Genomic DNA, 21,622 nt, shown 5'->3' on the forward strand with positions numbered 1-21,622 from the left:
TGAAAGCGCGATCCACATCACACAGGGTCCCACCGCTTTTCTCCCTCCGGCGCTCCGTTTGACGGAGAAATGGCATGAGGTGGCGGTTTTTGGGCCATTTCAGGCGCGCCAGCGCCCCATCACACCGGCCATTGTGCTTTATATCAGGATAATCAGGCCGATTTTAGCGATTTTTGTCGTCCAATACCTCTCCTAGAGTGAGCGTCATGTCTCATTCACAGCCTCAAGAGGTGCAACTCATGCAACAAGATCCCGTACTCAACGCCGTCGCCACCATTCTCGCCCGCAAGCCGGGGTTTGCCCCCCGCGCCGCCATGATCCTGGGCTCCGGCCTCGGTGTGCTGGCCGATGCGCTGGAGGAGAAGGTCACCATTCCCTACGAGGAGCTGGACGGCTTCCCGGTCAGCACTGTGGCGGGCCACAGCGGCGAGTTGGTGCTCGGCAAGCTGCACGGGGTGGACGTTGTCTGCATGAAGGGGCGCGGCCACTACTACGAACACGAGACCATGAAGGTGATGACCACCCCGGTACGTACCTTCAAGCGACTGGGCTGCGAGCTGCTGCTGGTGACCAATGCGGCAGGATCGCTGCGTCCGGAGCGGATCGGGGTCGGCTCCCTGGTCATCTTCAACGATCACATCAACACCATGCCGGGCACCCCCATGACGGGGGCCAATGACGAGGCCTATGGCCCGCGCTTCTTCAGCCTGGCCAATGCCTATGACAAGGGGTTGCGCAGCGAGGCGCTGGCGCTGGCCGAGCGGGAGGGGATTGCCGTCAATCAGGGGGTGTTCGTCTCCTACAGCGGCCCCTGTTTCGAGACCGCCGCCGAGATCCGCATGATGCAGATCATCGGTGGCGACGTGGTGGGAATGTCGGTGGTGCCCGAGGTAGTCAGCGCCGCCCACTGCGCGCTGCCGGTGCTGGCAATCTGCGCCATCACCAACATGGCGGAGGGGCTTGGGGAAGTGCAGCTCTCCCACGAGCAGACCCTCAAGTGCGCCAAGCTGGCGGAAGCGGACTTCATCCGCCTCATCAACGCCTTTATCCAGCACCACTTCCAGTAAGCAGGGAACGACCAGGAGGTCAGTTATGTTTGCAGCAGGATTTCTCGGTATGGCGGCGCTGATCCTCATCGCCGTGCTCGCCTCGACCAACCGCAGGGCCATTCGCCTGCGCACCGTGGGGCTGGCGCTGGCCTTGCAGGTCGCCATCGGTGCCCTGGTACTCTATGTGCCGCTGGGGCGCCGGGCGCTGGAGGGGATGGCTCACGGGGTCGACGCGGTGCTGGCGAGCGGCAAGGCGGGCATCCACTTCCTGTTTGGCAACCTGGTCAACTTCTCGGTGGAGGGCATCGGCTTCGTGTTTGCCCTCAACGTGCTGCCGCTGGTGGTCTTCTTCTCGGCGCTCATCGCCGTGCTCTACTACCTCGGCGTAATGCAACTGGTGATCCGCTTCATCGGCGGCGCCATGGCGCGGCTGCTTGTCACCTCCCAGACCGAATCCATGTCGGCAGTGGCCAACGTCTTCGTCGGTCAGAGCGAGGCGCCCCTGGTGGTCAAGCCCTACATGCCCAGGATGAGCGACTCCGAGTTCTTCGCCGTCATGTGCGGCGGCATGGCCTCGGTCTCCGGCACCGTGCTGGCGGGCTACGCCATGATGGGAGTGGACATGCAGTACCTGCTGGCCGCCTCCTTCATGGCGGCGCCCGGCGGGATCCTGTTTGCCAAGCTGATCATCCCCGAGACCAGCCAGCCGGACTATGTGTTCGACCACAGCATCCAGTTTGATGGCAAGAAGCCGGAGAACGTGCTGGCGGCGGCAGGCGAGGGGGCCAGCAGCGGCCTCAAGCTGGCGGCGGCCATCGGCGCCATGCTGATCGCCATGATCGGGCTGGTGACCCTGGTCAACACCCTGCTGGGCGGGGTGGGGGAGATGGTGGGCATGCCGCTCTCCCTCGAACTCATTCTGGGCTGGATCTTCTCGCCGCTCGCCTTCCTGCTCGGCGTGCCGCTGGCGGATATCGGTATTGCCGGCGCCATGATCGGCAAGAAGCTGGTGGTGAACGAGTTCGTGGCCTACAGCGATCTGGCTCCCTACCTGAAAGACGCGAGCACGGTCACCGCCGCCGGCCTGCAGGTGCTGGAGGAGAAGTCCAAGGTGATCATCAGCTTCGCCCTGTGCGGCTTTGCCAACCTGGCCTCCATGGGGATCCTGATCGGCGGCCTCGGCACCCTGTGCCCGTCGCGCACCGACTTTATCGCCCGCTACGGCCTGCGTACCGTGCTGGCGGCCACCTGCTCCAACCTGATGAGCGCCGCCATCGCCGGTGTCTTCTTCTCCCTGACCTGAGTCTCTCACCCTTGTTCCGGGGCGCTGCGGCGCCCCTCTCTTATCCCGACAGGAGCCTTCCATGACCCCAGTGACTGCCTTTCAACCTGCCTGTGCCACCACCGAGGCCGCCATCCGTGCCATCTCGCTGATGGACCTCACCAGCCTCAACGACGATGATCACGACGCGCGCATCATCGCCCTCTGCCATCAGGCCCGGACCCCCGTCGGCAACACCGCGGCTGTGTGCATCTACCCGCGCTTCGTGGGGCTGGCCAGGCTCACCCTGGCGGCTCAGGGCACCCCTGACGTCAAGGTCGCCACCGTGGTCAACTTTCCCCATGGGGACGATGGGCTAGATGTCGTGCTGGCCGAGACCCGCTCAGCCCTCATGGATGGCGCAGACGAGATCGATCTGGTGATCCCCTGGCGTGCGCTCAAGGCCGGGGACGAGGCGCCCGCCCGGGCGCTGGTGCGTGGCTGCAAGGGGTTGTGCGGGACCCGGCTGCTCAAGGTGATCATCGAATCCGGCGAGCTGAAGACCCCTGCGCTTATTCGCGCCGCCTCCCTGCTCGCCATCGAGGAGGGGGCCGATTTCATCAAGACTTCTACCGGCAAGGTGGCGGTCAATGCCACCCCGGAGGCGTGCCGGGTCATGCTGGCGGCCATCGCCGAGTGCGGCGCTCAGGACCGGGTGGGTTTCAAGGCGGCGGGCGGGGTGAAAAGCGCCCGGGAGGCGGGGGAGTATCTCGCCATGGCGGCCGGGCACTTTGGCGATGAGTGGCTGGTTGCCGGGCGTTTTCGCTTCGGCGCCTCCAGCCTGCTCGACCAGTTGCTGGTGACGCTTGGCGAGGGCAAGATGTCCCCTGCTACCGACCACGGTTATTGATCTCTTCCGGCGGCGCCTGCGGGCGCCCCTTGGTACAGGTGCATTGCATGTCTTCACTTCCCCATGTTGCAAAGGCCCACGGCAAGGTGCTGCTGTTCACCCTGCTCATCAGCCTCTCGTTTCCCATCGGCAGCGCCCTGACGGCGGTGCTGGATCCTTTGGTGGTCACCTGGGTGCGTTACCTGCTGGCCTCCCTTATCTTCGTCGGGGTGCTGGGGTATCAGGGGCGTTTCACGCCGCCTTCCCTGCGGGATCTGGGGCGCTATACCCTGATCTCCCTGCCGGCCCTCTGCTACTTCGTCGCCATGTTCGTGGCGCTGCAGGAGACCAGCGCCCTCGATGCCAGCGCACTCTACACCACGGTGCCGCTGATCAGCGCCCTGGCCGGCATGCTGATCTTCCGCCGCGCCATCGGCTGGGGAATGGGGCTGGCCCTGATGGGGGGCATGGTGGCCGCGGCCCTCATCATCTTTCGCGGCGATCTGGGATTGGTGGCGAACCTCAGCCTCACTCCCGGCAATCGCATCTACCTGCTCGGCTGCGTGGCCATGGCCCTCAACCCCATCCTGATCAAGCGCTACTACCGGGGGGAGTCCTTCCTCCACCTGACCGGCTGGACCCTTATCTGCGCCACCCTGCTGCTCACCCCGGTGGCGCTGCCCGGACTGCTTGCGACCGACTGGATCCGGGTCTCCCTGCCGGTGGGCTTGGGGCTTGGCTATCTGGCCCTCTTTGCCACGGCGCTCAGCTTCTTGTTGTTCCAGCAGGGGAGCGTGGCGCTGCAACCGGAGCAGGTGTCGGCCTACACCTACCTCATCCCTGTGATGGTGTTGCTCACCGGCATGCTGACCGGGGAGACAGTACACTGGGAGCAGGTGGGTTGGGGTGTCGGGGGCGTGCTGCTGACCATGGTGGTCATGGTGCTGCTGCCCGTTCATGCCGGCAAACGGGGAACGGTCTGAGGGGGGGGCCTGTGGCCGTTATCAAGAAGGAGAGCGTCATGAGAAGAACCCTGATCCTGGTGCGCCACGGCAAGTCGAGCTGGGAAGAGCAGGGGCTGCCTGACAGGGCGCGGCCGCTCGCCAAGCGGGGCCTGCGCGACGCTCCCCTGATGGGCGGGCGCCTGGCGAGGGAGGGGGTGAGGCCCGACCTTATCCTGTCGAGCCCCGCCTGCCGGGCCCTGTCGACGGCGAACATCATCGCCGAGGTGCTCGGCTACCGGCCAGAGGAGATAGTCACGGAAGAGCGGCTCTATGGCGGCGATGTCGGGACCCTGCTTGAGGTGATGGCTGAGCTTGGTGACGCGTTCAGGTGCGTCATGCTCTTTGGTCACGATCCCGGGTTCACCGACCTTGCCCACCGCTTTTCCGGCAGGATCACCCGGATGCCGACCTGCGCCGTCGCCCGCTTCACCTTCGACGCCCCCTCCTGGTCGGCCGCCGCGTCGCAAACGCCGGTGACGGCTGTGCTCGACTATCCGAAAAAGGGGTAGGGGTAGAGAGGGTCCCGTTTGCAAGCAGACAGAAACAACAAGGGGAGCCTAGGCTCCCCTTGTTGTGATGGTAACGGGGTTATTTGGCCGCGATCGGTCCCTTGGTGCCCGCGTCGTTGTCGACCCAGCCATCCTCCCCCTTGATGCGACGATCCCCCTGGATGGTGTAGATGACCATGCCCTCCTTGAACACCAGGGCCCCGTCGGATTTCCTGGCGCTGACCTTCTTGTCGTTGACCCACACCTGATCCTTGTCATCGATGCGGATGGTGGCGACGGTGGCGCCTGTCTCGGGGAAGGTGGCGACCCAGTTGCCGGCGTAGGGGCTGGCGCTGGTGGCCGCCGGAGCATCACCGAACCCGGCGGCCGCGTTCTCGGCCTTGGTCTTGTGAATATCGCAGCCCTGGGCCTCGGTCACCTGGGTACAGCCGGAGCGTTCCAACTGCTGGGCATATTTTGCGTTGATGGCGTGCGCCGGGGCCATGCCAAGCAGGGTCAGGGTCACGATCAGAGCAGCATTCCTGGACATAATTCATCCCTCAAAATGTGAGTCTTGCCGATTCAGTTCAGCCTCGGCGGCCATGGGCAACGGCCTGGGTTTGCGCACATCCTGGGTGCGAGGTGGCAGGCCTGTTTCACGTTAGCACCTGGCGCTGGACTCGCACAGGGGAGCCAGCCAAATCGGTGCCATCCACCTTACTCCTGAGCCCGCCAGCTCAGCTTTGGGGCACTCTTATTCCCTTGTCGAGGTAGAGGCTGCTGTAGTGGGCGCGATGGGTGACGAACATCACCTGGTGGCGGCTGCCGTCGGAGAGGATGACGAAATCCCCGGCCTGGGCCGGGCTTTGCAACAGGATTTCGTGCTCGGGGGCCGTCAGCTTGTCGACCTCTTCCCTGAAAATGAGGGTGTATGAATACATATGGCACTCCACTGCAGGCGCATATACAGACACGTTTCCCAACTCTAGTCGCCAGTGCCCGGATCCGCGGCTCTCAAGCGGCACCTGTGCGGCCGTTAATTTTATGGGTAAGCTGAACCCCTGATGCGCGCCCCCGGAAGGGGCCGCCAGGATGAGCCTATGAACCCCACTTTTCATGAAGCAAGAAGCCAAGGAGTTGTCATGACGGAGCTGGTCACTGAGCTGGTGCGGATCGCCGCCTTTTCCGATGGACCCCGGGGGGGCAATCCCGCCGGTGTCTGGATCGGGGCCCAACTGCCGACGGCGGAGGAGATGCAGCGGATCGCCGCAGAGGTCGGATTTTCGGAGACGGCCTTCGCCGCCCCGCTGTACAGCGAGGAGCAAGGCGCAGAGGCGCCCCAATGGCGGGTGCGCTACTTCTCTCCCGAGGCGGAGGTGCCGTTTTGCGGCCATGCCACCATCGCCCTCGGGGTGGCGCTGGCGCGCCGCTTCGGGGCAGGGGACCATGCCTTGTGCCTCAGTCAGACCAAGATCCGGGTCTCGGGCTGGCAGGATGAGCAGGGGCAATGGCAGGCGGCGCTGCAATCCCCGTCGACCCGCAGCAAACCGGCGCAGGCGGATCTGATGCGCGAAGCCCTGGTGCTGTTTGGCTATGACGCTGCCAGCCTGGATCCCCGCATTCCCCCAGCGCTCATCCACGGCGGCGCCGATCATCTGGTGCTGGCGCTCAAGGATCGCGCTGCGCTCTCGGCCATGCACTATTCGCTGGCGCAGGGTCGCCTGCTGATGCGCCGGGAGGGGCTGGTGACCATTCTGCTGGTCCATGTGCAAGGGGATCGGCTGTTCCACACCCGCAATGCCTTTGCCTACGGCGGCGTCTATGAGGATCCGGCCACAGGCGCCGCGACCGCCGCCTTCGCCGGCTACTTGCGCGACCTGCACTGGCCCCACGGCGGTGCCATCGACATAGTGCAGGGGGAAGACATGGGCATGCCGTCGCGGCTGCACGCCGAGATCCCGGCCGAACTCGGCAGCTCTGTGCGGGTGTCCGGCGGGGCACGGCTGATGTGATGGCGTGATGCGAGAGTGACGGCCTGACCGGCCGCCGCCTTGGCTGGGGAGTGAAGAGAAAGAGCCCCTTGGAGGGCAAGATAGGCCCCTGATCATCCGCTGATCAGGGGCCTATGGGGCGCTCAGGGTCGACCGCTGAGCAAGATGGCGCCGCCCAGAGAGATAAAGATCCCCCCAGTGATGCGGCTAAACAGACGCTGGCCGCGCGCCGGCTTGAAGTAGCTGCCGGCGCGTCTGGCCAGGGCCACATAGCAGAGGTGCACCAGGGTGACGATGACGCAGATGGTCAGGTACATGGTGAAGAACTGGATGGGCAGCGGGCTCTGGTGATCGAGAAACTGGGGCAGCAGCGCGCAGAGGAAGATGATGGTCTTGGGGTTGCTGGCCGACACCAGGAAGGCTTCCCGCAGCAGGGAGCCCTTGCTCCGGGACGGGGGGCGGGCGCCAACCCGTTGCGCCTCCTGACTCCCCGCGTCGGTTGCCCGCAGCGCCTTGTAGCCGAGATAGATCAAGTAACCGCCGCCCGCCAGCTTGAGGGCGAGGAAGAGGGGCGGCAAGGTCTGCAGCAGGGCCCCCACCCCCATGGCGACCAGACAGATGAAAATGGCCTGACAGAACAGATTCGCGCCTATGGTGAGCAGGGCCGGGCGCCAGCCGAGCTGCAGGCCGTTCTTTACCACCAGCAGCACATTGGGCCCCGGGGTCAGGGTCGCCAGCAGATAGGCCAGCAGGAACAACATCCATGTATCCAGGTTCATGATCTCTCCTTGGTAAAGAGCTCATCATGCTCCGCCCCCGGGGCCGCGTCCAGTGACGGCTGCCACCAGGATGTGGCGGTTTTTCAGGTGCTTAACTTAAGTGGTGGCTTGGGGTAAAGGGGACTCAGGGGGCTGTGCTGCCCGGAAAAATAAGAAACCGTCCACGAAGGACGGTTTATCCAGGCTGCCGACCCTTATTTCAGGGCTTTCTTCAGCTTCTTGATCTTGCCTTCGTGCTTGGCAATCTTCTCCTGGCGGGCGGCGATTTTCTTCTTGATATCTTTCTTGCTGGCTTTGGCCATAGGTCGTGCTCCTTGTGTCAAGAGAACATCATGGGATCATGATGTTCAGGATCTCTCCATCTGAAGAGCCCAGAGTGCCACATGAATTCCATTCGGGCCAGTGCATCAGGGTGTCGGGAGCGGATGCTCCCCTGACACAGATCCGGCGAAGGGGTGGCTCGCTCATCGGGGCTGGTTTGCAGGATAGTCCAGTTTCCCGGTGGCGCCACTTCGGCCGCGCCAACATAGGCGGTGACCCGGCAACAGAAAAGCGCCCCTGGGGGCGCTTCTTGCATCATCCGAGCACAGGCGAAGGGATCAGGCCTTCTTCAGGTAGGCCGCGACCAGCACGATCTGCACGCCGTTGACCTTGCCTTCGATGTGCAGCGGGTTGCTGGTGAGGCGAATGCCCTTGACCAGGGTGCCACGCTTGGCGGTGAAGCCGCCGCCCTTGACGTCCAGATCCTTGATCAGGGTGACGGAATCCCCCTCCTGCAGCACGGCGCCGTTGGAGTCGACGGTGGGCACGCTGTCGTCATCGTCGCTGGCGCTGCCCGCTTCGGCCCAGGCCTTGGTCTCTTCTTCCATGTACATCATGTCCAGCATGTCCTGGGCCCAGATCTCGCCCCGGGCGGACAGGTTTTTAAGCTGGCGCCATGCCATCACCTGCACCGCCGGTACCTGGCTCCACATGCTGTCACCCAGGCAGCGCCAGTGGTTGACCTCAGTGGTGTCCGGCTGCTCCAGCTGGCCACGGCAGGTGGCGCACAGCGCCACGCTGTGGTCATCGTCACTGGCGGGAGAGTGTGGCACCGGGAAGGCAGTCAGCGCATGTTCTGCTCCACACAGCTCACACTTGGCGTCCGCACGCGCTTGCAGGATGGCATTGATGGTCATGTTTTGGTTCCGTTCATATGGGTAAAACGACCCGCGTGGGCGAGTCGCGCTAATGAGGGGGCGGAATATAGCACAAATCCCTGCTTTTTGTCAGGCTACCAGCAAGGGGTGGGGGCAGGCGCGCTGGCGAGTGCTTTTTGATGGCAGATCGCTAGAATGAGCCTCCCTTTTGATAGCAGGACAAGCTCACCGTGCTGGCTCACCTTTTTCGACAACTGGACTGCTTGCTGACCAACGAGAGACGCTGGTGGCAATACCAGCCCTATCATCACCTGAGCCTGGCCTTCGCCGATGAGGCCCCCGAGCTTGCCGCCTGCCTCAATGGCCTCGGCCTTGACGAGATAGCGCGGCTCGACGCCGACATGGGGGCGCTTTGCACCCTGCTTGCCCCCTGGATCCCGGCAGGGGCCGAGCTCCATGCCCTGAGCGAGCTAGACACCTTTGTCCCCGAACCCATTCACTGTGCCAGGACCATGGCGATGTACATGCCGGGGCGCAAGCAGGCGCAGATAGAAGCCTTCACCGGCTGTCTGCCCGCCCATCAGGGCCCCTATCTGGAGTGGTGCGCCGGCAAGGGCCACCTGGGGCGCCTGGTCTCCCTGCACAGGGGGGCCGAGATCCTGAGCCTCGAATTGCAGCGCACGCTCTGCGAGGAGGGACGGCAGCTCGCGGCGCGCGATGGTGCCCGCATGCAGTTTGTGGAGGCCGACGCCTTCGCCGCCGAGTCGGGGGCGCTCATCGCCCCGTACCATCACGCCATGGCGCTCCATGCCTGCGGTGAGCTGCATACCCATCTGCTGGAGCTGGTGGCCGAGCGCGGTGCCCGGGGTGTGACCCTCTCCCCCTGTTGCTATCACCTGATCCGCACCAGCCATTACCGTCCCCTGTCGCAGGCCGCCAAGGCCAGCGCCCTGCACCTTGGCAAGAGCGACCTGAAGCTGCCGCTGCAGGAGACGGTGACCGGCGGTGCCCGCATCTCCCGCCTGCGCGAGCAGGAGGTGATCTGGCGTCTCGCCTTCGATTGCCTGCAGCGTGAGGTGCGCGGGGTGGATGAATACCTGCCGGTGCCCAACCTGCAAAAGAGCCTGCTGGCGGGCAGTTTCGAGGCCTTCTGTGACTGGGCCGCCGAGCGCAAGGGGATGGTGTTGCCTGGGGGGATAGATCATGGCGACTTCCTCGCCAGGGGGGAGCGGCGCTTTGGGGACGTCGCCCGCATGGAGCTGGTGCGCCATCTGTTTCGCCGTCCGCTGGAGATCTGGCTCGCCCTGGATCGGGCCCTCTTCCTCGAGGAGCAGGGCTACCAGGTCGAGCTGGGGGCGTTCTGTGACAAACCCATGACCCCTCGCAATCTGCTGATCCGGGCGGTGCGCGTTCACGGCGCATAAAACGCGAGTACCTTGAGGTCAAAATGAGGCTGTTGCGCGGTTTCATCTGAGTGCATGGTGGCATGGCTCACAATTTCGCCAAATTCTTAATTCTTGTCGTGAATTTAGTTGTCGGGATGCCTATGCTCGCCCTGACATTTTCAAGACAAGGATGGTTACCCATGTTCATGCTCAAGCGCACCGCCTGGCTGGTTGCGGGGCTCTGCGCCTCGCCAGCTTTTGCGGCCATGACGATTCAGCCCGACCCACAAAACAGCGGTGGCTATGTGATTGCCGCCTCCGATATCGCGGCCGTTGAAAAGGCCAAGACGGCCAACCCCATGTACGGCATCTGGTCAAAGGCACTGGCCACCCGACCCAACATTCTGGTGGATGCGATTGTGCCGAGGCGAGCCGATAACCCGGACAACGTCAAACGGGTCGAGCGGGTCTTTACCGAATCGGACTGGGACTTTCTGACCCAGATGGCGGCCCCCGAATATACCTATGAGCGCTTCCTGCGGGCGGTCGGCAAGTTCCCCGCCTTCTGCGGCGACTACACGGACGGGCGCAATGCGGACGCCATCTGCAAAAAATCCATCGTCACCGCCTTCGCCCACTTCGCCCAGGAGACGGGCGGCCACATCGCCAGGGAGAATGTCTCCGACAACCCGCTGGGGCTCGAGGAGTGGCAGCAGGCGCTGGTGCATGTGCGCGAGATGGGCTGGGCCGAGGGGCAACTCGGCTATACCACCGGCTGTGGCCAGAATGACTGGCAGAACAGGAAATGGCCCTGCAGCACGGGGCAGGGCTACTTTGGCCGTGGCGCGAAACAGCTCTCCTATCACTTCAACTACGGTGCCTTCTCCGAGGCGATGTTTGACGGCAACGCCACCGTGCTGCTGAACAACCCCGGTCTGGTGGCCGACTCCTGGCTCAACCTCGCCTCCGCCATCTGGTTCTTCCTGACACCGCAAGCCCCCAAACCCGCCATGTTGCACGTCATCGACAGAACCTGGGTGCCCTCCCAGCGTGAGGTCGCGGCGGGCATCGGCTATGGCTTTGGCACCACCATCAACGTCATCAACGGTGGCATAGAGTGTGGCGAGCAGAACAAGAACAAGGGGCAGCCGGTCAACCGCATCCGTTACTGGGAAGGACTGGCCGCCCGTTACGGGATCCCGCTGCTCCCGGACGAGAAGAACACCTGCTGGCAGCAGACTCCCTATGGCAGCCTCAACCTGAACGGCGCCACCGACGTGCTCTACACCAACTGGGACGGCAACTGGAAATATTATGCCGACAGGCCAGGTGGCTACTCGTTCGAGTGCGAGCTGGTGGGATTCCAGACCGCCTATTCGGCCCTGGTGCCGGGGGATTACGAGAAGTGCGTGACCAACGTCTACGGCTCCCACGCCAACTGGCCCAAGGTACGGGTGGTGGCCAAGCTCGATCCTGCGCCCGTCGATCCGACCACGCCGCCGGTGGGCGGGGTGCCCGCCTGGGAGGCTGGCAAGGTCTACACAGCAGGCAACAAGGTGAGCCACAAGGGCGTGGTGTATCAGGCCAAGTGGTGGACCCAGGGCAACGAGCCGGGTAAGGGAGACCCCTGGGCGCCGGTGACCTGAGCCCGGCGAGGGCGCGTCATCGGTCATGATGGGGAAGGGGGGGCCCCTCTTCCCCTCTTTCATGGGGATCCGGCGCAAGGGGCCTATGACGGGCCCGCTGGCACATGGAACAAGTCGAGAGTGTTCGGGTGCTTATCCGGCACAGAGGAGTGACACATGAATATCGCCATCCACTTTGAAATCCCGGTACAGGATCTGGAGAGGGCCATCCGCTTCTATGAGGCGCTCTTCGAGATAGCTCTCGAGCGGGCGCACATAGATGGCAACGAGATGGCGCTGTTTCCCCTCGATGAGCAGGCGCCCGGCTGTTCCGGCGCCCTGGCAAAGGGAGAGAGCTATGTGCCGAGCCTGGACGGCACCCGGGTCTATCTGAAGGTCGCGGACATAGAGCTGGCCATGGCCCGGGCGCTGACAGCGGGAGGGACGTGTCTCTATCCCGTTACCCGGGTGAGCGAGCGGATCCGGGTGGCCGAGCTCAGGGATCCCGAAGGCAATCGCATCGCCCTGCAGGAGCAGAGCTGAACCTGATGCCGATGAGGGCATCCCTCGATGGGTCCGCCTGCCAGGTGAGGGGAGATGCCCCCTCGGCAGTGGCGAAACCCGGGGGGAGCGGCTACTCATTTGATGCTAAATGCGGCCGGCATACTGCCGGCTCGCACCTTGAAGAGAGGAGCTGGATATGCAAGGAACCTGTCTGTGCGGCGGTATCACCGTCTCGAGCGGCGATCACAAGGAGGTCAACCTGTGTCACTGCACCATGTGCCGGCGCTGGTCCGGCGGGCCCATGTTCGCGGTGCATGGTGGCAAGGGGGTCAGTTTCAAGGGGCTCACCCCTGTGGCCTACCGCTCGTCCGAGTGGGCGGAGCGCGGCTTCTGCCCCACCTGCGGCACCCACCTTTTCTACCATCTGTTGCCGACGGACGAGTACATCCTCTCTGCCGGCCTGTTTCAGGAGCAGGGGTTCGAGCTCACCGGGCAGATCTTCATCGACGAGAAGCCTGATTTTTATGCGCTCAAGAACGATACCCCGACCCTGACCGGGCAGCAGGTGTTCGAGCAGTTCGCCCCCAAGCCCTGAACCTGTCGCCGCAACTCTGGAGAGCCAATCATGGATGAACAACAGAAGGTGAGGGGGCCTGCCTCCTATTTCCCCTCCATCGAGAAAACCTATGGGCAGCCGATTGCCCACTGGCTGGCCCTGCTGGCGGGGCGGGAGGAGCGCAAACACATGGCGCTGGTGGCCTGGCTCAAGGCCGAGCACGGCATGGGCCACGGCCATGCCAATGCCCTGGTGGCCCACTATCTGGCGCAGGGTTGATCCGCCCGTATCGGCCCTGGTCGCTTTCGTGTGTCAGGGCTTTCGACCACTGCCGAAGAAGCAAGGATAGAAGATGGAACTGGTGGTCATCCGCCATGGTGAAACCCGGGCCAATGCCGAGGGGCGCTATCTGGGGGCGCTGGATATGGGGCTCAACGAAACGGGGTGGGCGCAGGTCGACGCGCTGGCGCAGGTGCTTTCCAAGGGGGCGCCGTTTCAGCGCTTGTTGACTTCTCCCCTGTTGCGGGCGAGGCAGAGTGCGGACTTGATCTCCGGGGCACTGGCGTTGCCTGCCCGGATAGTCCCCGCCTTTCGTGAGCGTCATGTGGGGGGGGGGCGAGGGGCTGACCCAGGCAGAGGCGAGGAGCCGTTACCCCGAGCTATGGATGCGCAACATCACCCGGCGCTGGGCCGAGGGCCGCCCGACGTTGAGTCGCTGGATGCGGTGATAGCACGGGTGTCGTCAGGGTTGATCGCACTCGCCGATCAGGCGCAGGGCGAGCGGGTCTTGCTGGTGGCACACGGGGTGGTGGCCAAGGTGATCCGGGCCGTCACCACCAAGGGGTTTGCCGACTTCTTCGAGTGGCAACTGCATAACGGTGGCAGACTGGTGCTCAATATTCCCCAGGCCCAGTCACCGATCCGATTTCACCGTCCGGCCGGGCAGGATTAACCCGCGCCTTGCCCTGCGCAGACGAGGGGGGCGACCATCTGTGGCCGGGCTTCACGGGACACAACCGTCAAGGGGCGACACCCCTGCTTCACATGGGCGTCGGGAATCGAGGCAAGAGGAGAAGATAGATGAAGATAAGCGTCAGCGTCCGGGTCGAGCGGCCAGTCGCTCTGGTATGGGAGGGGTGGAACACCCCCGCCAGCATCATGGCATGGAATGCCGCCTCCCCCGAATGGCACTGCCCCGGCAGCCGGGTGGATCTGCGGGTCGGCGGGCTTTTCTGTCACCGTATGGCCGCCCGGGATGGCAGCATGGGGTTCGATTTCGAGGGCACCTTCACCGAGGTGGTGCCGCCAACCTCCCTGGGTTACGTCATGGACGACGGCCGGGCCGTCAGGGTGAGCTTCGTGGAGGATCAGGGAGGCACCTGGGTGCACGAGGAGTTCGACGCCGAATCCGAACACAGCGGCGAGCAGCAGCGTGCCGGCTGGCAGAGCATACTCGACAACTTCAAACGCTATATGGAAAGCGCGCCCTGAGGCGCGCTTTTCGTTCAACCTTCTCTATTGCCCGGCGCCGGGTTACTCCTCGATATCCAGCAGCACCAGGATGGCGCTCTCGCCCCCCCATTCCCGCGGGGCCTGATGGAAGGCGCGCACATTGGGGTGCTGGGCCAGCCAGCTTGGAATGCGCTGCTTGAGCACATGCTTGCCGATGCCGTGCATCACGGAGGCGACGTGAATGTTCTCTTTTTGGCACAGGGTGAGCAGGGCGGCCAGCTCCTGCTTGGCCTGGAGCTGACTCATGCCATGAAGATCCAGATAAATCTCCGGCGGATAGAGGCCGCGCTTGAGCTTTTTCAGCTCGAATTTTGACACGTCTTCACGCACAAAACGGGTCGGGCCCTCTTCGTCCAGATGAGGCTGGTACTCGTCGCTGAAAAAGTGGTCAACCCCAAGCTTTTCGCGGCTTTCACGCAGTTCGCGTTTCTGCTTGACCGGGCTTGAGGAGGCCCTTATGGTATCTTGCTTAATTTTCCGGGTACCTTTGACAGCATCACGAAACAGCAGGCTTTCCTCGTCTGTGGGTGAGGGCGTTTTTTTCATCAGGTACTCGTCTTGCTCGCTGTATAGAATTCTCGGGCCGGATATTACTCGACTTGGAGGTGGATTTGGACAAGATATTTATCGACGAGGTGGTTGCCGAAATGCACACCATCCAGGACATGTTGCGCTGGGCCATGAGTCGTTTCAACGACGCCGGGATCTTCTACGGACATGGTACCGACAACGCCTGGGATGAGGCCGTGCAACTGGTGCTGCCCGCGTTACATCTGCCGCCGGACGTGGATCCCGGCATGCGCCACTCCCGCCTGACCACCAGCGAGCGCCACCGCATCGCCGAGCTCATCATCCGTCGGGTGCAGGAGCGGGTGCCTGCCGCCTACCTGACCAACAAGGCCTGGTACGCGGGTTGGGAGTTCTACGTGGACGAGCGGGTGCTCATTCCGCGCTCCCCCATCGCCGAGATGGTGGCCAACCGTTTCGCCCCTTTCCTGAAAGAGGAGCCGACCCGGATCATGGACTTGTGCACCGGCTCCGGTTGCATCGCCATCATCATGGCCCACGAGTTCCCCCATGCGGAAGTGGATGCCATCGATATCAGCGTCGATGCCCTCAATGTGGCCGAGCGCAACATCAACGACCACGGTCTGGAGCAGCAGGTCATCCCGATCCGCTCCGATCTGATGCGCGACTTGCCCGCCGGCGACAAGTACGATCTCATCGTCTCCAACCCGCCCTATGTGGACTCCGAGGACATGTCGGATCTGCCGGAAGAGTTCCGTCACGAGCCGGAGCTGGCCCTGGCATCGGGTTCCGACGGCCTCAAGCTCACCAAGCGCATCCTGGCCAATGCCGCGGACTTCCTCAAGGATGACGGCGTGCTGGTGGTCGAGGTGGGCAACAGCATGATCCATCTGGAAGCCCAGTTCCCCGACGTGCCCTTCACCTGGGTCGAGTTCGAGAACGGCGGTCACGGCGTCTTCGTGATGACCAAGGCCGAGCTCGAGCAGTACCAGGCCCATTTCGCGATTTACAAGAGCTAAGCAGCAAGGAGCACCCATGGCAGGGAACAGTTTTGGCCAACTCTTTCGGGTCACCACCTTTGGCGAGAGCCACGGCCTGGCGCTCGGCGCCGTGGTCGACGGCTGCCCCCCGGGGCTGGAGATAAGCGAAGCGGATCTGCAAATCGATCTGGACAGGCGCAAGCCAGGCACCTCCCGCTACACCACCCAGCGCCGCGAGGCGGACGAAGTGAAGATCCTGGCCGGGGTGTTCGAGGGGCGCACCACGGGCACCTCCATCGGACTGCTCATCGAGAACACCGATCAGCGCTCCAAGGACTACTCAGAGATCAAGGACCTGTTCCGCCCGGGCCACGCCGACTACACCTATCACCAGAAGTACGGCCAGCGTGACTACCGGGGCGGCGGTCGCTCCTCCGCCCGCGAGACCGCCATGCGGGTGGCGGCGGGGGCCATCGCCAAGAAATATCTCAAGCAGATGCACGGCATCGAGATAGTGGGCTTCCTCTCCCAGCTCGGCCCGATCAAGGCCGAGGCCTTCGACCAGAGCCAGATCGAGCAGAACCCCTTCTTCTTCCCCGATTCGGGCAAGCTGGAGGCTCTCGACGAGTACATGCGGGCCCTCAAGAAAGAGGGCAATAGCATAGGCGCCAAGGTGGCTGTCATTGCGCGCAACGTGCCGGTGGGCCTGGGGGAGCCGGTATTCGACCGCCTCGACGCCGACATCGCCCACGCCATGATGGGTATCAATGCGGTGAAGGGGGTCGAGATAGGTGACGGTTTCGCCGTGGTGGAGCAAAAAGGCTCGGAGCATCGCGACGAGATGACCCCGGCCGGCTTTGCCAGCAACCATGCGGGCGGCATCCTGGGGGGCATCTCCTCCGGCCAGGACATAGTGGTGAGCATGGCGCTCAAGCCCACCTCCAGCATCACTGTGCCGGGCAAGACCATCAACACCAGCGGCGAGGCCACCGAGATGATCACCAAGGGTCGGCACGATCCTTGTGTCGGCATCCGTGCCGTGCCCATCGCCGAGGCCATGCTGGCCCTGGTGCTGATGGATCACCTGCTGCGCCACCGTGCCCAGAACCAGGGCGTGCATACCCAGACCCCGCAGCTGCGCTGATCGGCAAGCCGCGCTGTCGGCTGATCATCATGCTCTGCAAAAAAGGCGACCCCAGGGTCGCCTTTCTCGTTTGTGCGGGGGTCTCAGCCCTGAGCGCCTTTCTCCCGGGGCTGGCTGCCATCGAGGCGGCACACCGGCGGGGCAAAGGTTGCATCTGGCGGGGGGAGGGCGGCGATGGCGGCATCGATGCGGGCGAGCTCTGCGTCGCTCACCGCCTGGCTGGCAAACATCAGGCTTACCGGCTGCTGGTGCAGCAGCACCTGACACAGGGTGAACTCCTCTGCCCCCAGCTGGGCCAGCCGATGCCGGGCGTATTGCCACTCTATGATGACCCCGTCGAGGCGCCGCGCCAGCAGGAGGGCGATCAGCCTGTCGTCCGAGTTGTATTCGCTCGCCTGCCGAAGGGAGGGGCAGGCGTCGCTCAGGGGCAGGGGGCGGGTACCCCTCAGCTTGCCAAGGCGCAGCCCCTTCTGCTGGCACAAGTCCGCAAGGTGCGTTATCCCCTGCCAGCGATCTGGGTTCCCGGGGGCCGCCTTGTGGCTGAGCAGCACGAAGCTGGCGCGTCTGTAGGGGGCCGAGAAGCGGGCGAAACGTGCCCGCTCCGGGGTCTTCAGGGCCCCCATGGCGACATCCAGCTGCTGGCGCGCCATAAGGTGCAGGGCCCGGGCCCAGGGGAGATTGCGAAACGCGGGCTCAAGATCGGCGCCGCGGAGGATCTGGCGGGTCAGGGTCACGTCCAGCCCGCCGAGCTCGCCGTCGGCATCGATCTGGCTGAAGGGGGGCCAGTGGCTCCAGGCCACCGACAGTGTCTCCCTGGCGCCCAGAGGCAGGCTCAGTGTGAGCAGCAGGCCCAGGCTCAAGGCAGAGCGCATGGCGACCTGAATATGTCTCCTGATCAAGCAGAACCTCCCTGTTCCGTGTCGTGAGGGTATGAATTCGCGCCCCAGGAGGGGCAGGGACGGACCCTGGCGAGCATCATCATCGCCATTCTGCCCCGCCAACGTCGGTATTTCCAGCCGTGCTGGGAGGCGCATCACATTTTCCTCGTGTAAGTGCGCCAACTCCGTTAGACTGCGCCTCTATTCTTTCCCCTTTGCTCTGCTCCCCGGGGAAATCGTTGTTTTCTCTATAGGCCCAGATCCTGTGAGATGGCATCGGCTCAGCAGAGGAGCCCCACCACAGATCCCCGGCGCCCCTATCCCTAGCAGGTAACTATGAGTTTTACTTCCCTCGGTCTGGCCGAACCCTTGTTGCGTGCCGTTGCCGAGCAAGGCTACGACACCCCGTCTCCCATCCAGCAACAAGCGATCCCGGCCGTCCTGGCTGGCCGTGACCTGATGGCCGCCGCCCAGACCGGGACCGGCAAGACCGCAGGCTTTACCCTGCCGATGCTGCAGCGCCTCACCGAGAGCAAGCGCAAGGTCTCCCCGAATCGCATTCGTGCCCTGGTGCTGACCCCGACCCGCGAGCTGGCCGCCCAGGTGGGCGAGAGCGTGCGCAACTACGGCAAGCACCTGCCGATCCGCAGCCACGTCGTCTTCGGCGGCGTCAGCATCAACCCGCAGATGATGGCAACCCGCCGTGGTCTGGACGTGCTGGTGGCCTGCCCGGGTCGCCTGATGGATCTCTACAATCAGAACGCCGTCAAGTTCGACGAAGTGGAGATCCTGGTACTGGACGAAGCGGATCGCATGCTCGACATGGGCTTCATCCGTGACATCCGTCGCATCCTGGCCCTGTTGCCGAAGAAGCGTCAGAACCTGCTCTTCTCCGCCACCTTCGCCGAAGAGATCCGCGAGCTGGCCACCGGTCTGCTGGACAACCCGGCGGTGATCGAAGTCGCCCCGCGCAACAGCACCGCCGAACGTATCGAGCAGCTGGTGCACCCCTGCGACAAGGCCAACAAGATCGCGCTCTTGAGCCACCTGGTCACCAGCAACGACTGGCAGCAGGTACTGGTGTTCACCCGTACCAAGCACATGGCCAACCGCGTTGCCGAGACCCTCGACAAGAACGGCGTCAGCGCCGCCGCCATCCACGGCAACAAGAGCCAGGGTGCCCGTACCCGTGCCCTGGCCGGTTTCAAGGAAGGCAGCGTCAAGGTGCTGGTGGCGACCGACATCGCCGCCCGTGGTCTGGACATCGACAAGCTGCCGCAGGTGGTCAACTTCGAGCTGCCCAACGTGGCGGAAGACTATGTGCACCGCATCGGCCGTACTGGGCGTGCCGGCGCCGCTGGTCATGCGATCTCCCTGGTGGCTGCCGATGAAGGCAAGCTCATCAAGGCCATCGAGCGTCTGACCAAGCAGAACATTCCTTGCGAGCAGGTGGCCGGTTTTGAAGCCTCCCGCGAGACCCTCGACAACATCGCCCGTGGGATCGGCGCGCCGCTGCGCAAAGAGCCCCGCGATCCGAGCGAGCAGCGCCGTGCGCCGCGCCCGCAGGGTCAGGGCCAGCGTCAGGGTGCAGGTCGCTCCGCCAATGGTGGCAACGCAGGCGGTGCCCGCACCGGCAACGGTGGCAAGCCCAAGCCGCAAGGTGGCCAGCGTCCCGCCGATGGTGCCGCCAAACCGGCCCAGGCCCGTCGTCCGCGCCGCGCCAGCCACAACCAGTAAGCGGCTCGGGAGCCAGGCTCCCCGGCTGTTCGGTTGACAAAAGCCCCGCCAATCTGGCGGGGCTTTTCTATTTCCGGTAGATAGGGTTTTGGTGGATCAGCGGTGAACCGGTCGGCAAAACGTCAGGGGAGCAGCGCCGAGATCAGGATATGGGCCGCGCTTATCAGGATCACGCCGAAGGTCAGCCCCATTCCCGTTACCCTGTAGCGGAAGTTTTCCGGCGTGCGGCTCATGCCAAAGGCATGGCAGAGGCGGCCGCACAGCAAGCTGGCCCCCAGCAGATGGACAAGCCAGGGGGTCTGGCTGGAGGTTTCGACAAAATAGATGAGCAGCAGGGCCAGAGGAACATACTCGGCAAAGTTGGCGTGCACCCGCATGGCCCGCAGCATGGCGGGGTCATCCCCGTGCCCCAGTGCCACCCCCAGGCTGTGGCGGGTGCGAATGGTGCGTATGCTCAGCAAGACAAAGAGCAGGGCGAGCAGGGCCGCGTAGATGGACAATATGGTCATGGTATCTGGCTCTCGAGTGGATGTGTCTGCCTGGATATTGCTTGGCGCCTCAATGGCTTGCCTCTGAGGGTAGCAGCAAGATGTGGCGAATAGGCGAACCAGGGCGCAACCAGCTGCCGACGGCGCCTGGGCCCGAAGAATAAAAAGCCCCGCCAACTTATGCTGGCGGGGCTTTTCAATCTGGGGCATCCAATGCCGGTAAGGATCAGAGCGCGGGCAGCATGCCGAGGCTGACGCTCACCTGGACGCCGACGATCAGTACCCCCATGGCACCGGCGAGACCGAGCGCAACCACGCCGCCCGGGACACGGTAATGGTGCGCCTCGGCCTGCTTGCGGCTCTGCCACACCAGGGCCACCGGCAGCAGCACCGCCAGCACCGCCAGGGCGATGGCGGCGTAGCCGAGCGCCATGATGAAACCTTGCGGGAAGTAGAGGGCAAACAGCAGGGGGGGCACGAAGGTGATCATGCCGGTCTGGCTGCGGCCCTGCCAGTTGTCCTTGCGGCGGGTCACCTTGGCCATGAAGTCAAACAGCCCGAGCGTTACTCCGAGGAAGGAGGTGGCGAGCGCCAGATCGGCGAACAGGTGCATCGCCTGATTGAAAGCGGGCCAGTTCACCAGGTTGCCGACGCTGGCCAGCAGGTTGTCGAGCGCCCCGCCGGTCTGGATCAGGCTCTGCTGGCCGAGCAGGCCCAGGATCGCCACCTGCCACAGCACGTAGAGGATGAGCGGTAGGGCAGAGCCCCACACGAAGACCCGGCGCAGCTGCTTGGGGCAGTCGCCGAGGTAGAGCATGACGCTCGGGATGGAGCCGTGGAAACCGAACGAGGTGAAGATGACCGGCAGGCCCGCCAGCAGCAAGCCCTGACCGAGCGGCATGGAGAGCAGATGTTGCCCCTCGGCGCGGGGCAGCAGCAGCGCCAGCACCCCTACCATGATCACCAGTTTCACGGTGAACATCAGGCGGTTGAGGTAATCCACCTGTTTGGTGCCGACGCACACCATGCCGCCGAACAGCAGGGTGAAGGCCCAGGCCGCCTGCTCCTGGCTGACGGCGGTGCCCGCATCCGCCAGCGCCTGGGCCAGCAGGCTGCTGCCGCCGCTGATGTAGGCGGAGGCCAGGGAGTAGAACAGCATCAGGATGCAGAAGGAGGCGATGCGCTTGCCCCAGGGGCCGAGCAGGTGATCCGCCAGCTGGTGCAGGTACCACTTGCCGGTATTGAGGCTGGCCTCCACCTGCAGCATGGCGGTGAAGGCCATCAGGGCCCAGAGCCCGACCATCAGCGCCAGGGTGGCGGGGCCGCCCAGGGACGAGGAGGCCAGCGGCAGGGCCAGCATGCCGGCGCCTATGGTGGTGCCAGCGATGAGCAGGGTGCAACCCAGGGTTTTGGTATTCATGGTGTCCATCCAGATAGAGAAACTGCGTAGTAAAAAAAGCGAGCCAGTGGCGGTGTCGGCCAGGTGCCTCCGGGGGCGGGACCGGAGGCTAGCAATATCGGAGTGGACGCATCGTTACGAAAAATCCGTGGGTTGTAAAAGATGGTTGCCACGTTAACGGATCAAAAAAGTGGAAACAAGCCTGTAAAGGCGGATTTTGTACTGCAAGGTGGCATTAGGTGGAAATAAAAGATGACAGCAGGCGGTGTTGACTGGTGGAAAAGCG

23 protein-coding genes and 1 pseudogene are annotated in these 21,622 nt (G+C 63.9%); 16 read left to right on the forward strand and 8 right to left on the reverse strand.

Annotated features, from left to right (window positions below; all coding sequences use genetic code 11):
* Positions 1-239: 239 nt before the first annotated feature.
* The 5 genes from xapA (at position 240) to AC1IN8_RS00125 (ending at position 4,712) form a co-directional block, all read left to right on the forward strand.
* Entirely contained in the window at positions 240-1,067 is an 828-nt protein-coding gene (gene xapA / locus AC1IN8_RS00105) for a xanthosine phosphorylase (RefSeq protein ID WP_479757647.1), read from the forward strand.
* A 25-nt stretch (positions 1,068-1,092) separates the two neighbouring features.
* Positions 1,093-2,352 carry a NupC/NupG family nucleoside CNT transporter gene (locus AC1IN8_RS00110; RefSeq protein ID WP_479757648.1) on the forward strand — a complete coding sequence of 420 codons (1,260 nt, stop codon included), beginning with the start codon at positions 1,093-1,095 and terminating at the stop codon, positions 2,350-2,352.
* A 61-nt stretch (positions 2,353-2,413) separates the two neighbouring features.
* Entirely contained in the window at positions 2,414-3,220 is an 807-nt protein-coding gene (gene deoC, locus AC1IN8_RS00115) for a deoxyribose-phosphate aldolase (RefSeq protein WP_479757649.1), read from the forward strand.
* Positions 3,221-3,267: 47 nt separating this feature from the next.
* The gene (locus AC1IN8_RS00120; protein ID WP_479757650.1) at positions 3,268-4,182 is read left to right on the forward strand and encodes a DMT family transporter; all 915 of its coding nucleotides are present in this window, start codon (positions 3,268-3,270) and stop codon (positions 4,180-4,182) included.
* A 38-nt stretch (positions 4,183-4,220) separates the two neighbouring features.
* Entirely contained in the window at positions 4,221-4,712 is a 492-nt protein-coding gene (locus tag AC1IN8_RS00125) for a SixA phosphatase family protein (RefSeq protein ID WP_479757651.1), read from the forward strand.
* A gap of 79 nt (positions 4,713-4,791) precedes the next feature.
* On the opposite strand, the gene AC1IN8_RS00130 is transcribed toward AC1IN8_RS00125, so the two are convergent.
* Positions 4,792-5,241, reverse strand: coding sequence for a hypothetical protein (locus AC1IN8_RS00130; RefSeq protein WP_479757652.1), 450 nt, complete (start codon positions 5,239-5,241; stop codon positions 4,792-4,794).
* Positions 5,242-5,428: 187 nt separating this feature from the next.
* Complete coding sequence (locus AC1IN8_RS00135) at positions 5,429-5,632, reverse strand: hypothetical protein (RefSeq protein WP_106886705.1); 204 nt, start codon at positions 5,630-5,632, stop codon at positions 5,429-5,431.
* Between the two features lie 201 nt (positions 5,633-5,833).
* Here AC1IN8_RS00135 and AC1IN8_RS00140 point away from each other — a divergent pair, with 201 nt between their 5' ends.
* A complete protein-coding gene (locus AC1IN8_RS00140; protein WP_479757653.1) occupies positions 5,834-6,703 on the forward strand; it encodes a PhzF family phenazine biosynthesis protein in 870 nt (289 codons plus the stop codon).
* A gap of 122 nt (positions 6,704-6,825) precedes the next feature.
* Here AC1IN8_RS00140 and AC1IN8_RS00145 read toward each other — a convergent pair whose 3' ends face one another.
* Together AC1IN8_RS00145 and AC1IN8_RS00150 are read right to left on the reverse strand one after the other, a co-directional pair.
* Positions 6,826-7,461 carry a LysE family translocator gene (locus AC1IN8_RS00145; RefSeq protein WP_479757654.1) on the reverse strand — a complete coding sequence of 212 codons (636 nt, stop codon included), beginning with the start codon at positions 7,459-7,461 and terminating at the stop codon, positions 6,826-6,828.
* Positions 7,462-8,060: 599 nt separating this feature from the next.
* Positions 8,061-8,639: a PhnA domain-containing protein gene (locus AC1IN8_RS00150; RefSeq protein WP_139434355.1), complete on the reverse strand. Its 579-nt coding sequence runs from the start codon at positions 8,637-8,639 to the stop codon at positions 8,061-8,063.
* 156 nt (positions 8,640-8,795) lie between these two features.
* Here AC1IN8_RS00150 and AC1IN8_RS00155 point away from each other — a divergent pair.
* From AC1IN8_RS00155 to AC1IN8_RS00185, 7 genes and pseudogenes are all read left to right on the forward strand, one after another.
* Positions 8,796-10,024, forward strand: a pseudogene (locus AC1IN8_RS00155) (methyltransferase).
* A 161-nt stretch (positions 10,025-10,185) separates the two neighbouring features.
* Entirely contained in the window at positions 10,186-11,631 is a 1,446-nt protein-coding gene (locus tag AC1IN8_RS00160) for a chitinase (RefSeq protein WP_479757655.1), read from the forward strand.
* A gap of 156 nt (positions 11,632-11,787) precedes the next feature.
* Positions 11,788-12,153, forward strand: a complete 366-nt coding sequence (locus tag AC1IN8_RS00165) for a VOC family protein (RefSeq protein ID WP_265435205.1) — start codon at positions 11,788-11,790, stop codon at positions 12,151-12,153.
* Positions 12,154-12,310: 157 nt separating this feature from the next.
* On the forward strand, positions 12,311-12,709 hold the full coding sequence (locus AC1IN8_RS00170; protein ID WP_247626188.1) for a GFA family protein: 399 nt from the start codon (positions 12,311-12,313) through the stop codon (positions 12,707-12,709).
* A 30-nt stretch (positions 12,710-12,739) separates the two neighbouring features.
* A complete protein-coding gene (locus AC1IN8_RS00175; RefSeq protein WP_479757656.1) occupies positions 12,740-12,949 on the forward strand; it encodes a DUF4287 domain-containing protein in 210 nt (69 codons plus the stop codon).
* A 73-nt stretch (positions 12,950-13,022) separates the two neighbouring features.
* Positions 13,023-13,622, forward strand: a complete 600-nt coding sequence (locus AC1IN8_RS00180; RefSeq protein WP_479757657.1) for a histidine phosphatase family protein — start codon at positions 13,023-13,025, stop codon at positions 13,620-13,622.
* Positions 13,623-13,750: 128 nt separating this feature from the next.
* Positions 13,751-14,161, forward strand: a complete 411-nt coding sequence (locus tag AC1IN8_RS00185) for an SRPBCC family protein (RefSeq protein ID WP_319913587.1) — start codon at positions 13,751-13,753, stop codon at positions 14,159-14,161.
* Positions 14,162-14,203: 42 nt separating this feature from the next.
* On the opposite strand, the gene smrB is transcribed toward AC1IN8_RS00185, so the two are convergent.
* Positions 14,204-14,728, reverse strand: coding sequence for an endonuclease SmrB (gene smrB, locus AC1IN8_RS00190; protein ID WP_042650147.1), 525 nt, complete (start codon positions 14,726-14,728; stop codon positions 14,204-14,206).
* A 65-nt stretch (positions 14,729-14,793) separates the two neighbouring features.
* Here smrB and prmB point away from each other — a divergent pair, with 65 nt between their 5' ends.
* Both prmB and aroC read left to right on the forward strand, forming a co-directional pair.
* Complete coding sequence (prmB, locus tag AC1IN8_RS00195; RefSeq protein ID WP_139434364.1) at positions 14,794-15,729, forward strand: 50S ribosomal protein L3 N(5)-glutamine methyltransferase; 936 nt, start codon at positions 14,794-14,796, stop codon at positions 15,727-15,729.
* Between the two features lie 16 nt (positions 15,730-15,745).
* Positions 15,746-16,834: a chorismate synthase gene (aroC, locus tag AC1IN8_RS00200; RefSeq protein WP_479757658.1), complete on the forward strand. Its 1,089-nt coding sequence runs from the start codon at positions 15,746-15,748 to the stop codon at positions 16,832-16,834.
* 83 nt (positions 16,835-16,917) lie between these two features.
* Here aroC and AC1IN8_RS00205 read toward each other — a convergent pair whose 3' ends face one another.
* Positions 16,918-17,730, reverse strand: a complete 813-nt coding sequence (locus tag AC1IN8_RS00205; protein WP_479758447.1) for a substrate-binding periplasmic protein — start codon at positions 17,728-17,730, stop codon at positions 16,918-16,920.
* Between the two features lie 318 nt (positions 17,731-18,048).
* On the opposite strand from AC1IN8_RS00205, the gene AC1IN8_RS00210 reads away from it, so the two are divergent.
* A complete protein-coding gene (locus tag AC1IN8_RS00210; protein ID WP_319918158.1) occupies positions 18,049-19,449 on the forward strand; it encodes a DEAD/DEAH box helicase in 1,401 nt (466 codons plus the stop codon).
* Positions 19,450-19,571: 122 nt separating this feature from the next.
* Here AC1IN8_RS00210 and AC1IN8_RS00215 read toward each other — a convergent pair whose 3' ends face one another.
* Complete coding sequence (locus tag AC1IN8_RS00215) at positions 19,572-19,958, reverse strand: MAPEG family protein (RefSeq protein ID WP_479757659.1); 387 nt, start codon at positions 19,956-19,958, stop codon at positions 19,572-19,574.
* 205 nt (positions 19,959-20,163) lie between these two features.
* A complete protein-coding gene (locus tag AC1IN8_RS00220) occupies positions 20,164-21,357 on the reverse strand; it encodes an aromatic amino acid transport family protein (protein WP_479757660.1) in 1,194 nt (397 codons plus the stop codon).
* Positions 21,358-21,622 lie beyond the last annotated feature (265 nt).

It is taken from the genome of Aeromonas sp. 130281 (genome assembly GCF_056642115.1).